We start from the raw sequence: 13338 nt of genomic DNA, 5'->3' as shown, positions 1-13338 counted from the left end.
GGCGCAGCCCGGGAGGACACATGACCCAGCAACGGTGGCGACTGGACGGGCAGACCGCACTGATCACCGGCGCCAGCGCCGGCATCGGCCTGGCCATCGCGCGTGAACTGGCCGGCTTCGGTGCCGACCTGATGATTGTCGGGCGCGACATCGACGCGCTGGAAACCGCGCGCGACGAGCTGGCCGACGCCTATCCCGACCAGCAGGTGCGCGCGCTTGCCGCCGACGTCTCCGACGACGAGGATCGCCGGCAGATCCTGGACTGGGTCGAGGACCATGCCGATGGCCTGCACGTGCTGGTCAACAATGCGGGTGGCAACATCACCCGCGCCGCCATCGACTATACCGAGGACGAGTGGCGCGGCATCTTCGAGACCAATCTGTTCTCGGCGTTTGAACTGTCGCGCTATGCGCATCCGCTGCTGGCACGTCACGCCTCGTCGGCCATCGTCAACGTCGGCAGCGTCTCCGGCCTGACCCATGTGCGCAGTGGCGTGGTGTACGGCATGAGCAAGGCGGCGATGCATCAGATGACCCGCAACCTGGCCGTGGAATGGGCCGAGGACGGCATCCGCGTGAACGCGGTGGCGCCGTGGTACATCCGCACGCGCCGCACCTCCGGGCCGTTGTCCGACCCTGACTACTACGAGGAAGTCATCGATCGCACGCCGATGCGCCGCATCGGTGAGCCGGAGGAAGTCGCCGCGGCCGTGGGCTTCCTGTGCCTGCCGGCGGCGAGTTATGTCACCGGCGAATGCATCGCCGTGGACGGCGGCTTCCTGCGCTACGGGTTCTGACCGTCACCGCGTTGGGCCCGCGCCACGCCGGCAGGTCCTCACCCCGGTACCGGGCAGTCGCTGGCCTCGAGCACGGCCTGCAGACGCTCGCGCTCGCTGCGCGCGGCGTCGAGGTTCTCCGGCGCGGCGAAGCGCTCACGCCCCCGGGCGTCGCGCAGGCGCTGCTGCCAGCTGCCGCAGCGCTGGATCTCGGGAACCTCCTCGCAGCGGTCGCGTACCACTTCGCAGCTGGCGGCATTGGCCGGGGTGACACCGCCAAGACCCTGTACGTCGAGCAGCACGCAGTGCGGTGGCGCCGCCTCGTACTCGTGCAGGTAGCGGCTTCCTTCCTCGCTGCTGCACTGGAAGATCGGCGGCAGCGGTGCCCGTGGCGCGGTGTCGCTGCGGCTTGCCGGGTCCGTCCGCAGCGGCAGCGCTGCGCTGTCCAGAATGGCGTCGCCGCCGCCAGCGGGTTCAACCATGCCCGCTTCCATGATGGTGCGCGCCTGGTCGAGCCGGCGCGGCGTGTCCGCCGCTGCCGGCGGCGGCGCTGACGACGGGGCGAGCTCCATTTCCTGGCCGGCGGGCGGCTCCACGCGCGGTGCCGGAGTCGCTGATGGCTCCGGTACCCGCTGGATCTGCTGCGTGCTGCCTTCGGGGCAGGGCGTGCGCTGCAGGGTAGGAACGTCGCTGCTGCTGAATGTGCAGCGGTAGATCACCATGTCCTCGGCGAACGCGTTTGCGGGCAGCAGCGCCAGAACCAGCCAGAGTGCTCTTCTCATGCGTGCAGCCTACACGGGCAGGGGCTCAACGCCCGCAGTCGCGCGACAGGCGCGCATCGATACCGCGCTGTTCGTTGCTGATCGCGGTGCGCTCGCTCTGCAGCGCGCTGTTGTAGCGGCGGTCCAGCTCCCAGCGGCGATCGCGCAGGCGCGAACAGACTTCCTGCGGCGGCAACGCATGGCAGGCGTCGCGGACCAGGATGTTGCCTGCCGGCACCTGCACGCCGACGCCGACCGCAGGTGGCCGGTAGATCGGTGGACCTCCGGCCGATGCGCCCGTGGCCGGGCGGGGCCCGGGATGGCCTGGCCCGAAATGGCCGCGCGGCGACCAGACCGTGGTCCACAGCGGGACCCAGCGTGGATTGCCTTCGTTGCTGTCGCTGGTGTAACGCTCGCCGTCGGCGGTAACGCATTCGTACATCGGTTGCGGAGGCTGGACGTAGACGTGCCGGACCTCGCGCTCGATCACGGCCGGCGGCGTGCTGGTTGCGGGCGCGGCGTCGCTGCGCACCACCTGCGGCGCCGGATCACGCGGCCGCTGCAGGTCGCGCACTTCCTGGCGGCCGCTGCTGCACGGCGTGTCCTGCAGTGCCACGGCGCCATTGCTGCCGACACAGCGGTAGACACGCACATCGTCGCCGGCGGTGGCGGTCAATGGCAGCAGCAGGCTCAGGCAGAGGGCGGCGCGCAGCGGGCTCATGGAGGCAGCGTGCGGGATCCGGCGGAGCGGCGCAATCCGCGCGTCCACAGGGCGGCTCAGGATCGCAGGACGTTGCCGCTGAGCGCATCGCGGATCGGCGTCGGCTGGGCCAGGCCGCCGGTCGGGCCGTCCAGGATGCCGTCCAGCAGGCGCAGCAGGCGCGGATCCAGTTCCTCGCGGCTGCGTGCCGGTGGCTCGCCGGCCAGGTTGGCGCTGGTGGAGACCAGGGGCCCGCCCCACGCGTGGCACAGTGCCGCCACCAGCGGGTGGGCGCTGATGCGCACCGCGATGCCGCTGTGTTCGCCGGTGATCCAGCCTGGCGCGCGTGACCCGGCAGGAAGAATCCAGGTGTTGGCGCCGGGCCAGCTGGCCAGCACTGCACGCTGACGCTCGTCGGGCAACGCCTGCAGGCGTACCCAGCCTTCCAGCTGCGCCAGCTCGGCGGCCACCAGGATCATGCCTTTCTCGATCGGCCGCTGCTTCAGCCGCAGCACCGTGTGCACCGCCGCTTCGTGCGACGGGTCGCATCCCAGGCCCCAGACCGCTTCGGTGGGATAGGCGATCACGCCGCCGGAGCGCAGCAGGGTGACGGCAGAATCCAGGGTGAGTTCTTTCATGGTGGCGACCGGCCCGGCATGGGCCTTCATTATCCTCCCACCGCGTGCAGATGGGGTGGACCGGCGCCATCGAGGCGGCGGCGGACCGGGTACTGCACTGCCTGCGCCCGGCCCATGGCCGGGCGCTGTCCCACATCAGGCCTTCTTGACGACCTTCTTGGCCGCTTTCTTCGCCGGTGCCTTCTTGGCGGCGACCTTCTTTGCCGGCGCCTTTTTCGCGGCCGCCTTCTTGGCCGGTGCCTTCTTGGCCACTGCCTTCTTCGGCGCGGCTTCCTTCTTCACCGCCGCCTTCTTCGCCGGTGCCTTCTTGGCAGCGGCTTTTTTCGCGCCGAAGCCCTTGCGCACCGGCTTGCCGGTTTCTTCCATCAGCTGCTGCACTTCGGCCAGCGTCAGCGAGGCGGGCTCGCGGTCCTTGGGAATCTTGCCGTTCATCCTGCCGTCGCTGATGTACGGGCCGAAGCGGCCATTCAGCACCTGGATGTCGCTGCCTTCGAATTCCTTGATGATCCGGTTGCGCGCGATCTCTTCCTTCTCTTCGATCAGGAAGACGGCGCGGGCCAAGTCGATGGTGTACGGGTCGTCTTCCTTCTTCAGCGAGGCATAGGTGCTGCCACGCTTGGCGAACGGGCCGAAGCGACCAATGCCGACGCTGACCGGTTCGCCCTTGTCCTCACCCAGCGCGCGCGGCATCAGGAACAGCTCCAGCGCGTCTTCCAGGGTGATGGTGTGCATCGACTGGCCCGGGCGCAGCGAAGCGAACTTCGGCTTCTCCTCGGCATCTTCGGCGGTGCTGCCGATGGCGGCGTACGGCCCGAAGCGACCCAGGCGCACGCTGACCGGCTTGCCGGTCTTCGGGTCGGTGCCAAGCTCGCGCGCACCACTGGCTTCGGCACGATCGACCGATTCCTTCTTGTCCTCGACCAGCTCCTTGAACGGCTCCCAGAAGCGTGACATCAGCGGGATCCACTCTTCCTCGCCGCGCGAGACGGCGTCCAGCTCGTCTTCAAGCCTGGCGGTGAAGTCGTAGTCCACGTACTGGGTGAAGTGGCTGGACAGGAACTTGGACACTGCACGACCGACGTCGGACGGACGGAAGCTGCGACCTTCCATCTCCACGTACTTGCGGAACAGCAGGGTCTGGATGATCGAGGCGTAGGTCGAGGGACGACCGATCCCGTACTCTTCCAGCGCCTTGACCAGTGCCGCCTCGGTGAAGCGGGGCGGCGGCTGGGTGAAGTGCTGCTCGGCCAGGATGCGTTCCAGCGGCACGCGGTCGCCGGGCTTCATCGCCGGCAGCTTGCGGCCTTCGTCCTCGTCTTCGGCGCTCTTGCTGTCCTTGCCTTCCTCATACACGGCCAGGAAGCCGGGCACGACCACGGTGGTGCCACTGGCACGGAAGACGTGTTCGCTGCCGGCCGACAGGTCGACACTGACGGTGTTGAGCGTGGCCGGAATCATCTGGCACGCTACCGCGCGCTTCCAGATCAGTTCGTACAGCCTGCGCTCGTCGTCGGTCAGGAACCGCGACACCTGCGCCGGCGTGCGCAGCGCCGAGGTCGGTCGCACCGCTTCGTGCGCTTCCTGGGCGTTCTTGGACTTGGTCTGGTAGGTGTTGGGCTGGTCCGGCAGCGAACCGATGCCGTAATCGCGGGCGATCACGTCGCGGATTTCCGCCAGCGCATCCTGAGACAGGTTGACCGAGTCGGTACGCATGTAGGAGATCAGGCCGACCGTGCCTTCATCGCCGATTGCCACGCCTTCGTACAGCTTCTGCGCCACCTGCATGGTCTTGCGGGTGGTGAAGCCGAGCTTGCGCGAGGCTTCCTGCTGCAGGGTGGAGGTGGTGAACGGCGGCGCCGGGCGGCGCTTGCGCTCCTTGCTGGCCACGTCGGTGACGTGCAGCGAGCCCTGCGCCGCCTGCTGGATGCGCAGGCGGGCGGCCTCGGCGGTATCGCCGTCGGTGATGGTGAACTGTTCGAACTTCTGTCCGTCCAGCTTCACCAGCTTGGCATTGAAGTGTTGCGACGGGTGCGCGCATTCGGCGGCGATGGACCAGTATTCGCGCGCGATGAAGGCTTCGATCTCTTCCTCGCGCTCGACGATCATGCGCAGTGCCGGGCTCTGCACGCGGCCGGCGGACAGGCCGCGCTGGACCTTGCGCCACAGCACCGGCGACAGGTTGAAGCCGACCAGGTAGTCCAGCGCACGGCGTGCCTGCTGGGCGTCCACCAGATCGCTGGCGATGGCCCGCGGCTGGTTGATCGCTTCCTTGATGGCGCGCGGGGTGATCTCGGTGAAGACCACGCGCTGCATCGGCTTGTCCTTGACCAGCCCGCGCTCCTTCAGGATCTCGGCGATGTGCCAGCTGATCGCCTCGCCTTCGCGGTCCGGGTCGGTCGCCAGCAGGATGTCATCGGCGCCCTTGGCCGCCTTGGCGATCGCATCGACGTGCTTTTCGTTCTTGTCGATCACGTCGTAGTGCATGGCGAACCCGTTGTCCGGATCGACCGCGCCTTCCTTCGGGATCAGATCGCGCACGTGCCCATACGAGGCCAGGACGGTGTAGTCCTTGCCGAGGTATTTGTTGATCGTCTTGGCCTTGGCCGGCGATTCGACGATGAGCAGGTGCTTGGGCATGGCAGCAGTGTCTGTGGGGCGAGCCGCAGGGGAGGGGCCGCTAGGGTGGAGCAAACGGCCGCATTAGTGAAGCGGCCACGGGCAAATCCATAAACTGAACGCCCGGTTGGGTGCCGGGCGTTCAGGTTTCCTTATTAGAGGAATCACGCCCGGACGCTCCATGTCAAGCGCCCAAGCGTGAGGATGGCCGGTCAGGAGGCCATCTTGGCGATGAATCCGATGGCCGCCACCATCAGGACCAGGCCGGCCAGGGCCAGCAGGGCGGTGATGACCAGGACGGCGATGGTGACCACGCCCAGCTCGCGGCGTTGCAGCTGCGGCTGGTCGGTGAAGGCCCAGCGGTCCACCACCAGGGTGTCGCACATCATGTCGTGCAGGCCCTGCTTGCGCTCGGTGAACGCGGCCATCAGGTAGCCGATGCACAGGATCAGGCCGCTCAGCACGGCGGCCCAGTAGCGTCCGAAGGCACGTCCTACGGTCAGCCGGTCACCGTTGCTGCGCACGACCTTGATGCCGACGGCCATCTTGCCCAGGGTGGCACCGCCGCGCGAGGCGTGGAACCAGGTGTAGTACACCATGGAGATCACCAGGTTGAGCAGGCCGCTGACCAGCTGGCCCATGATCTCGATGGCCGACTCGCCGCTGCCGGCGGCCCCCATGCCCGCACCCAGTGCCAGGGCGGAAATGACGCCGATGATCGTGCCGGGGATGAGCAGCACGAAGTAGTCGATCACATAGGCAGCCACGCGCTTCCAGAAGCCTGCGTACACCACTTCGCCGCCCATCACCGGCTGTGCGTGGCCGGCCATGGCTGCGGTGCCCGGCGCGCTGTAGGGCGAACTGCTGAGCGCGCCGGTGCCGGGCAGCGGCGCCGTGCCGTTGTCGATGGCCTGGTAGTCGCTGCGCAGGTCGAAGCCGCCACTGTCAGCGGCCGTGGTGGCGCTGGCCAGGGTCTGCAGGCCGAGCTCGTCGACCACCTGCCGCAGCGCGGCCCATTGCGCCATGCCCTCGCGCCAGACCAGCGTATCCAGTGTCAGCTGGCCGCGCTGGAAGCGCTGGCGGATGTCCTCGACCGGCAGCGGTCCCTGGCGTTGCTGTCCTTCGGCGAAATACCACTCAGTCATTGTGTGTCCCTCCTGGGTCGTCCTTGCTTGGGGTGTAGTGCCGATGGCTCAGCCGCGGCACTGCTGCGGCAGATACTTGTCGTTGCTTTCGCCGCTGCATTCCCAGCGGCCGCTGTCGCGGTCGTATTCCAGCCACAGCAGATCGCCATCGATGGTCTTGCCGGGCGCGGCCAGCGTGGCTTCGATACCGCAATGACCGTTGTTGAAGCGGCCGATGTGGACCGCTGACAGGCCTGCGGCGGAGAAGTCCCCCGGCGCCGGGAAACCGGCATCGTTGGCCCCCGGGCAGCGTCCTTCCTCGTCGGCGAAATGCTGCACCTGGTCCTTCAGTGGCTGCAGTGCGGTCAGCGACGTGGCGACCTTGGAGCGCAGCATGTAGTCGTTGTAGGCAGGCAGCGCGATGGCCGCCAGGATCGCCACGATGGGTACCACCACCAGCAGCAGTGCCCCGCCGATGATGGCGGTCAGGGCGCAGCCGGACAGGCCCTTCTTCGGTGGCGGCAACGCGGCCGCGGGCGCACTGTGGGCATAGGGGGTTGCCGCCGGCAGTACCGGAGGCTGCGGGGCAGGGGGCTGCAGCCCGGGGTCGTCGCGGGCGGCATCGACGGCCGGCACGATCAGGCCGAGCTCATCCACCACGCTGCGCAATGGCTGCCATTGCGGCAGGCCATCGCGCCACACCAGGGTGTCCAGGCTGATCTGATTGTTGCGGAACAGCTCGACCAGCTGTTCTGCCGGCAGCGGGCCTTGCTGCCGGTTGCCTTCTGCATGGAACCACTCGCTCACGGGGCACGCTCCTGAATGCGCTATGCCCCAAGTGTACGGTCAGTGCAGGGGTTCTGGCTCGTCCATGAACATCTGCGTTTCCATCCAGGCGTAAGCCGCCTCGGCGCCGGGCTGGTTGAACAGCACCATCAGCACGACCCATTTCAGATCGTCCAGGTCCAGTTCGTCCTGGTCCAACGCCATCGCCCGGTCCAGCACCAGCTCGCGCTGGTCGGCATCGAGGATGCCGTGCTGCTCCAGGTACAGCAGGAAACCGCGGCATTCCACGTCCAGCTTGTCCAGCTCGGGCCCGTGATAGATGCGCACCGGGCCATCGACCCGCGCCTGGGCCACACTCGGACGCTGTGCCGCCAGGGCATCGAGCCAGTCGAATGCCTTGTTGATCTCGGTAGGGCTGAATCCGGCCTGGATCAGGCCGTTCTGGAGCGAATCGCGGTCACGGATCAGGTCCGCATCTTCGCTGAAATAGTGTTCAAACAGGTACAGCAGTACATCCAGGATGCTCTCTTTCATTGCCCCTCGGCCTGCGTCGCGCGACGCTGTGGAGGTGAAGAAACTAGGGAGTTCGACAGTAGCGGCCGTGTACGCAGACCACGATTCCCGCAAGTTCCATGGCCAGCAGCATGGAGGACACCTGCGGCGCCGTCAATCCACAGCGCGTGATCAGTGAATCCATACTGATTGGGTCAAGGTCCAGGGCCTGCCACAAGCGCTGGTAGTCAGGGTCGCCGACCCAGCGTGCCGGCAGGTCGGCTGGCACTGCCTGTTCAGTGGGGGTGGCCAGCCGCGATTGCAAGGCCGGCAGCTGCTGGCGCAGGGCCGGGGCCAGCAGCTCCAGCACGTCCTCGGGCCGTTCCACCAGGGCAGCTCCCTCGCGGATCAGGCGGTGGCAGCCGGCCGCCCGCGGATTGAGCACCGAGCCGGGCACGGCGCATACCTCGCGACCGGCCTCGGCGGCCAGGCGCGCCGTGATCAGGGCACCGGAGCGGTGCGCCGCCTCGATCACCACGGTGGCCAGGGCCAGCCCGGCCACCAGCCGGTTGCGCGCGGGGAAGTGGCCGGGACGGGCAGCCGTACCGGGCAGGTACTCGCTGAGCACGGCACCCTCGGCGCCGATCCGGGCCTGCAGTGGCGCATGGTGGTCCGGATAGGCACGGTCGGGGCCCGTTCCGATGACGGCAACGGTACTGCCGCCGGCGTCCAGCACCGCAAGGTGGGCGGCCGCATCGATACCGGCCGCCAGCCCACTGGCGACCGCCAGTCCGGCTTCGGCGAAGCTGCCGGCAAAACGCGCCGCCAGTGCCCGACCGGCCGGTGTGGGTGAGCGGCTGCCAACCACCGCCACCGCCGGGCGCCAGGCCAGGCCGGGGTCGCCGGCCACGAACAGCGCCAGCGGCGGGTTGGGGACCTCCGGCAGCAGGGGCGGGAAGGCCGGGTCGGTAACGGCCAGCAGGTGATGGTTGTCGTCCTGCAGCCAGTGCAGGGCGGCTTTCGACCGCTGCGCATCGGGGCGTTCCAGTGCCGCGCACTGCTCCGGGGTGCAGCCATGGGCGCGCCAGCCGGCCACGCCCAGCGCAAGGGCCGCTTCGGCGCTGCCCGCGCCCTGCAGCAGTGCCCGCCGCGGCGCCAGCGCGCCTCCCGCCATCACCAGGCGCACCAGCGCCTCATCTGCCTGCTTGGTCATCCCCCCACTATCGACCGCAGACAACAAAGGCGCCCTAGGGCGCCTTCGCGTGCGGCTGTCAGGGATGTTCCCGGCAACCCTACTTCGTGTCCGGATGCAGCGCGCTGTAGCCCACTCGTACAGGCTTCACGCCCTGCATCACCAGCGCATAGCTGACGTTGTCGAAGGTGCGGAACACCATCGCATGCGCGGCGTACTCGTCGGGCAGCGAGACCCGGCCGGCGCCGGTACTGAGCGAATCATCCATGCGCGAGGACCCCGGGTACTTCATCCGGTGCGCGACGTGGCGGCCCGGCCGCCACAGCGAGAACACGGTGCCGTTGTCCACGCCCTGCGCGCGGCCCGCCGAAATGGCGATCACATCGCGTGGCCCGCCAACGCTGAACATGTCGGTCACCGCGAGCACACGCACGTCCACGCCCTCGACGCCCGCCGCCGGCACATGCGGGACGAACTGCAGGTCGTAGGGCTTCGCCTCGACCGGCACCAGCCGGTCGCCGGCGCGGACTTCACGCCCGCCGCTGTTCTTGTCCAGCACCAGGGTGGACGCCTCGACCTTGCCGCCGGCAACCTGGGTGATGGTGCCCGTGCCGACCTGCATCAGCTCGTAGCCCAGCATCTGGTGCGCACGTCGCGTCGGCGCGTTGTAGGCCCGCCACAGGTTGCCGCTGCCGGGGGTGACCTCGCCATTGGCGGTCAGGTCCTCGGTGGGCTTGGGCACGCCATAGCGCACGGTCGGGCGGACCACGGCCCAGCGCTGCCCGACCTGGGCATCGGCCAGGCGCACGTACACGGCTTCACCACTGCTGGCGCGCAGGCGGTCTTCTTCCAGGCCCGCCACGTAGGGCAGGTGGTCGATGCGGTCGACCACGCTCAGCTGCTTAAGGAACGGCTCGACCTGGGCCAGCGGAATGGCATCGATCGGGGCCTCCTGGCGGGGGCCGGGCTGGGCCGTCACACGGTCCAGGTAGGCCAGGCTCAGCACGTCACCCGGATAGATCAGGTGCGGATTGGCGATCTGCGGGTTGGCCTGCCAGATCTCCGGCCACAGCCAGGGCTTCTGCAGGAAACGCGCGGCGATATCCCACAGCGTGTCCCCTTTTCGGACCACATAGGTATCCGGGTGCCCGCCATTCACTTCCACGGCGGTAGCATAGGCAGCCACGGTCAGCATCGCCGCGGCGACGACCGTACGAAAACGAAGCAACATAGGTGTGAAGCCCTGATTCCCCAACAGGTCCGCGCACTATAGTCCAGAAACCGGGGCGCAAGGCAAGCGTTGCAGCTAGAATCTGCGACGTATGCCGGCGTGCCGGCCCCCTATCCGGAAACTGCCATGGCCCTCCTCCCGATTCTTGAGTTCCCCGATCCGCGCCTGCGTACCAAGGCCGCGTTGATCGACGCCGCCGAAGTGACCACGCCGGCCTTCCAGGAACTGGTCGACAACATGTTCCAGACCATGTACGACGCGCCGGGCATCGGCCTGGCCGCTACCCAGGTGGACGTGCACAAGCGCTTCATGGTCATCGATGTCAGCGAAGAGAAGAACCAGCCGCTGGTGTTCATCAACCCGGAGATCGTCGCCAAGGACGGGGGCCGGGTGTACCAGGAAGGGTGCCTGTCGGTGCCGGGCATCTTCGCCGACGTGACCCGTGCCGACACCATCACCGTGAAGTTCCTTGACCGCAATGGCCAGGAACAGCAGATGGAGGCCGGTGAAGTGCTGGCCACCTGCATCCAGCACGAGATGGATCACCTGGACGGCAAGCTGTTCATCGATTACCTGTCGCCGCTCAAGCGCGAGATGGTCCGCAAGAAGCTGGCCAAGCAGCGCAAGCACGTGGCGTGATCGCCGCTCCGGGCCGCCCGCAGGGGGGGCCCGTGCCCGCGCGCAGCGCGTGGGCTGTACGGCGCCGGCCGACGGCGCCGTTTTCTTTCCTGCACGAATCCATCCTGCAAGTGGGGTAGCCATGAGGATTGTCTTTGCCGGTACGCCGGAATTCGCGGTGTCATCGCTGCGCGCAGCGGCGCGCCACCACGAGGTCGTGGCCGTCTACACCCAGCCTGACCGTCCGTCAGGCCGTGGTCGCGGCCTGGCCCCCTCGCCGGTGAAGCTCGAGGCGGTGGCCCGCGGCATTCCGGTGTACCAGCCCGAATCGCTGAAGGACGAAGCGGCCCAGCAGCAGCTGCGTGACCTGAAGCCGGACCTGATGGTGGTGGTGGCTTACGGCCTGATCCTGCCCAAGGCCGTGCTGGCCATCCCGACCTACGGGTGCTGGAACGTGCACGCTTCGCTGCTGCCGCGATGGCGCGGTGCGGCGCCGATCCAGCGCGCGATCCAGGCAGGTGACGAGACCACGGGCGTGTGCCTGATGCAGATGGAAGCCGGACTGGATACCGGCCCGGTGCTGCTGCACCAGGCGCTGCCGATCGCGGCCACCGATACCGGCGGCCAGCTGCACGACAAGCTGGCCGAGCTGGGTGCGCAGGTGTTGTCCGATGGCCTGGGACTGCTGCGCGCCGGCATCAAGCCGATCGCGCGGCCGCAGCCGGAGCAGGGCGTGACCTACGCACACAAGCTGGACAAGGCCGAGGCGAAGCTGGACTGGGCGCAGGATGCAGCGCTGCTGGCGCGGACCGTACGCGCGTTCAACCCGTGGCCTGTCGCCGAAGCAACGCTGGCCGGCGAGCGCGTGCGCATCCATGGCGCCGTGGCGCAGGCGATGGAGCACGGCCAGGCACCGGGATCGGTACTTGCTGCCGGCCGCGAAGGCATCGACATTGCCTGCGGCCAGGGCGCGCTGCGCCTGCGCGTGCTGCAGCGCGAAGGTGGCAAGGCGATCACTGCCGCCGATTACCTCAACGCCCGTCGCGACCTGCGCGTGGGAGCGTAAGCGGTGACGAAACAGAATGACTTCTCCATCGCCAGGGCGGCGCCGGGTGCAGCCACCCGCATGCTGGCCGCACGCGTGCTGGCCCAGGTGTTCACCCGTGGCCGTTCGCTGAAGGCGGAACTGGCGTGGGCCCTGCCGAAGCTGGCCGACAGCCGTGATCGGGCGTTGCTGGAAGCGCTGTGTTTTGCCGTGCTGCGCCGTCGCAGTACCTATGACGCGGCATTGCAGGCGTGGATGCAGAAGCCGCTCTCGGCGCGCGATGCAGACCTGCGCACGCTGCTGATGGTCGGCTTCGCCCAGCTGGACGTACTGGAACTGCCGGCGCACGCGGCCCTGTCGGCCACCGTCGACGCAGCGCGTGCGCTGGGCCGTGAGCGCCAGGCGGGCCTGGTCAATGCCATCCTGCGCCGCGCCCAGCGTGAGGGATTCCCGGAACAGCCGGCCCGCGATGCATTTCCGTCCTGGCTGGCCGAGGCCATCGAGCGCGACTGGCCGGCGCAGGCCGAGGCGATCTTCAGCGCCAGCCTGCAGCCTGCGCCGCTGTGGCTGCGCGCCAACCGCCAGCACGGTGGCCGCGAGAAAGTCCTGGCCGTGCTGGCCGAGGCCGGTATCGTCGCCGAGCCGAGTCCGCTCAGTGCGGACGCGTTGCGGCTGGCGACGCCGGTCGCTGTCAACCAGCTGCCCGGCTTCGCCGAGGGCGCGCTCTCGGTGCAGGATCTGTCGGCGCAGTGCGCGGCCGATGCGCTGGCGCCGGCCGCCGGGGCGCGGGTACTGGATGCCTGCGCCGCACCGGGCGGCAAGTCGGCGCACCTGCTGGAGCGTGATCCCAGCCTGCGCCTGCTGGCGCTGGACATCGACGCCCGTCGCCTGGCGCGTGCCCGTGACACGTACGCGCGCACGGGTGTCGGTGAGGGCGCACAGACCCTGGCGGCAGACGCCAGCGATCCTGGCGCGTGGTGGGATGGCACGCCGTTCGATGCGATCCTGCTCGATGCGCCCTGTTCGGCCACGGGCGTGATCCGCCGCCAGCCGGATGTGATGTTCCACCGCCGCGCCGAGGACATCGATGCGCTGGTCGGCGTTCAGGCCCGGCTGCTGGAGGCATGCTGGTCGATGCTGCGCCCCGGTGGCGTCCTGCTGTATGCCACGTGCTCGATCCTGCGTGCGGAGAACATCGAGCAGATCCGCGCGTTCCTGAGGTGGCACCCGGATGCGGTGGCGCAGCCGTTGGACGAGGCGTTCGGGCTGGATTGCGAAGGCATTGCACGGCAACGACTGCCCGGTGACAGCGATGCTGACGGATTCTTCTACGCGCGTCTGCTAAAAGCGGTGTGAATC

At 68.5% G+C, this 13338-nt stretch carries 13 protein-coding genes; 4 read left to right on the top strand and 9 right to left on the bottom strand.

The genetic code is table 11. The features are described from left to right. The first annotated feature begins 20 nt into the window (after nt 1-20). On the top strand, nt 21-797 hold the full coding sequence (locus tag ACX9OW_RS13030; RefSeq protein ID WP_065181584.1) for an SDR family oxidoreductase: 777 nt from the start codon (nt 21-23) through the stop codon (nt 795-797). Between the two features lie 38 nt (nt 798-835). Here ACX9OW_RS13030 and ACX9OW_RS13025 read toward each other — a convergent pair whose 3' ends face one another. The 9 genes from ACX9OW_RS13025 to ACX9OW_RS12985 all read right to left on the bottom strand — a co-directional run bounded on the left by ACX9OW_RS13025 (nt 836) and on the right by ACX9OW_RS12985 (nt 10316). After that, nucleotides 836-1558, bottom strand: a complete 723-nt coding sequence (locus ACX9OW_RS13025) for a hypothetical protein (protein WP_065181585.1) — start codon at nt 1556-1558, stop codon at nt 836-838. A 25-nt stretch (nt 1559-1583) separates the two neighbouring features. Beyond that, on the bottom strand, nt 1584-2258 hold the full coding sequence (locus ACX9OW_RS13020; protein ID WP_459062362.1) for a DUF4124 domain-containing protein: 675 nt from the start codon (nt 2256-2258) through the stop codon (nt 1584-1586). Between the two features lie 56 nt (nt 2259-2314). Beyond that, entirely contained in the window at nt 2315-2905 is a 591-nt protein-coding gene (locus ACX9OW_RS13015) for a Sua5/YciO/YrdC/YwlC family protein (protein ID WP_080375246.1), read from the bottom strand. A gap of 105 nt (nt 2906-3010) precedes the next feature. Continuing rightward, nucleotides 3011-5512 carry a DNA topoisomerase I gene (locus ACX9OW_RS13010; RefSeq protein WP_180876531.1) on the bottom strand — a complete coding sequence of 834 codons (2502 nt, stop codon included), beginning with the start codon at nt 5510-5512 and terminating at the stop codon, nt 3011-3013. 191 nt (nt 5513-5703) lie between these two features. Next, nucleotides 5704-6636: an RDD family protein gene (locus ACX9OW_RS13005; RefSeq protein WP_053517104.1), complete on the bottom strand. Its 933-nt coding sequence runs from the start codon at nt 6634-6636 to the stop codon at nt 5704-5706. 48 nt (nt 6637-6684) lie between these two features. Then, nucleotides 6685-7422: a pilin gene (locus tag ACX9OW_RS13000; protein ID WP_459062361.1), complete on the bottom strand. Its 738-nt coding sequence runs from the start codon at nt 7420-7422 to the stop codon at nt 6685-6687. 39 nt (nt 7423-7461) lie between these two features. Continuing rightward, entirely contained in the window at nt 7462-7935 is a 474-nt protein-coding gene (locus ACX9OW_RS12995; RefSeq protein WP_053517108.1) for a DUF494 family protein, read from the bottom strand. Between the two features lie 43 nt (nt 7936-7978). After that, on the bottom strand, nt 7979-9106 hold the full coding sequence (dprA, locus tag ACX9OW_RS12990) for a DNA-processing protein DprA (RefSeq protein WP_111186260.1): 1128 nt from the start codon (nt 9104-9106) through the stop codon (nt 7979-7981). A 79-nt stretch (nt 9107-9185) separates the two neighbouring features. Further along, complete coding sequence (locus ACX9OW_RS12985) at nt 9186-10316, bottom strand: LysM peptidoglycan-binding domain-containing protein (protein WP_459062360.1); 1131 nt, start codon at nt 10314-10316, stop codon at nt 9186-9188. A gap of 126 nt (nt 10317-10442) precedes the next feature. On the opposite strand from ACX9OW_RS12985, the gene def reads away from it, so the two are divergent. The 3 genes from def (at nt 10443) to rsmB (ending at nt 13335) form a co-directional block, all read left to right on the top strand. After that, on the top strand, nt 10443-10955 hold the full coding sequence (gene def / locus ACX9OW_RS12980; protein WP_053517114.1) for a peptide deformylase: 513 nt from the start codon (nt 10443-10445) through the stop codon (nt 10953-10955). Between the two features lie 121 nt (nt 10956-11076). Continuing rightward, nucleotides 11077-12000 carry a methionyl-tRNA formyltransferase gene (gene fmt / locus ACX9OW_RS12975; RefSeq protein ID WP_459062359.1) on the top strand — a complete coding sequence of 308 codons (924 nt, stop codon included), beginning with the start codon at nt 11077-11079 and terminating at the stop codon, nt 11998-12000. Between the two features lie 3 nt (nt 12001-12003). Then, nucleotides 12004-13335, top strand: coding sequence for a 16S rRNA (cytosine(967)-C(5))-methyltransferase RsmB (gene rsmB / locus ACX9OW_RS12970; protein WP_445394078.1), 1332 nt, complete (start codon nt 12004-12006; stop codon nt 13333-13335). Nucleotides 13336-13338 lie beyond the last annotated feature (3 nt).

It is taken from the genome of Stenotrophomonas genospecies 5, from assembly GCF_054473825.1.
This window is presented reverse-complemented; position numbering and strand designations above follow the sequence as displayed.

What these genes read in the sequence shown, in the direction of transcription:
- ACX9OW_RS13030 (WP_065181584.1), top strand. Translation starts at nt 21, where the DNA reads ATGACCCAGCAACGGTGGCGACTGGACGGGCAGACCGCACTGATCACC.
- ACX9OW_RS13025 (WP_065181585.1), bottom strand. Translation starts at nt 1,558, where the DNA reads ATGAGAAGAGCACTCTGGCTGGTTCTGGCGCTGCTGCCCGCAAACGCG.
- ACX9OW_RS13020 (WP_459062362.1), bottom strand. Translation starts at nt 2,258, where the DNA reads ATGAGCCCGCTGCGCGCCGCCCTCTGCCTGAGCCTGCTGCTGCCATTG.
- ACX9OW_RS13015 (WP_080375246.1), bottom strand. Translation starts at nt 2,905, where the DNA reads ATGAAGGCCCATGCCGGGCCGGTCGCCACCATGAAAGAACTCACCCTG.
- ACX9OW_RS13010 (WP_180876531.1), bottom strand. Translation starts at nt 5,512, where the DNA reads ATGCCCAAGCACCTGCTCATCGTCGAATCGCCGGCCAAGGCCAAGACG.
- ACX9OW_RS13005 (WP_053517104.1), bottom strand. Translation starts at nt 6,636, where the DNA reads ATGACTGAGTGGTATTTCGCCGAAGGACAGCAACGCCAGGGACCGCTG.
- ACX9OW_RS12995 (WP_053517108.1), bottom strand. Translation starts at nt 7,935, where the DNA reads ATGAAAGAGAGCATCCTGGATGTACTGCTGTACCTGTTTGAACACTAT.
- dprA (WP_111186260.1), bottom strand. Translation starts at nt 9,106, where the DNA reads ATGACCAAGCAGGCAGATGAGGCGCTGGTGCGCCTGGTGATGGCGGGA.
- ACX9OW_RS12985 (WP_459062360.1), bottom strand. Translation starts at nt 10,316, where the DNA reads ATGTTGCTTCGTTTTCGTACGGTCGTCGCCGCGGCGATGCTGACCGTG.
- def (WP_053517114.1), top strand. Translation starts at nt 10,443, where the DNA reads ATGGCCCTCCTCCCGATTCTTGAGTTCCCCGATCCGCGCCTGCGTACC.
- fmt (WP_459062359.1), top strand. Translation starts at nt 11,077, where the DNA reads ATGAGGATTGTCTTTGCCGGTACGCCGGAATTCGCGGTGTCATCGCTG.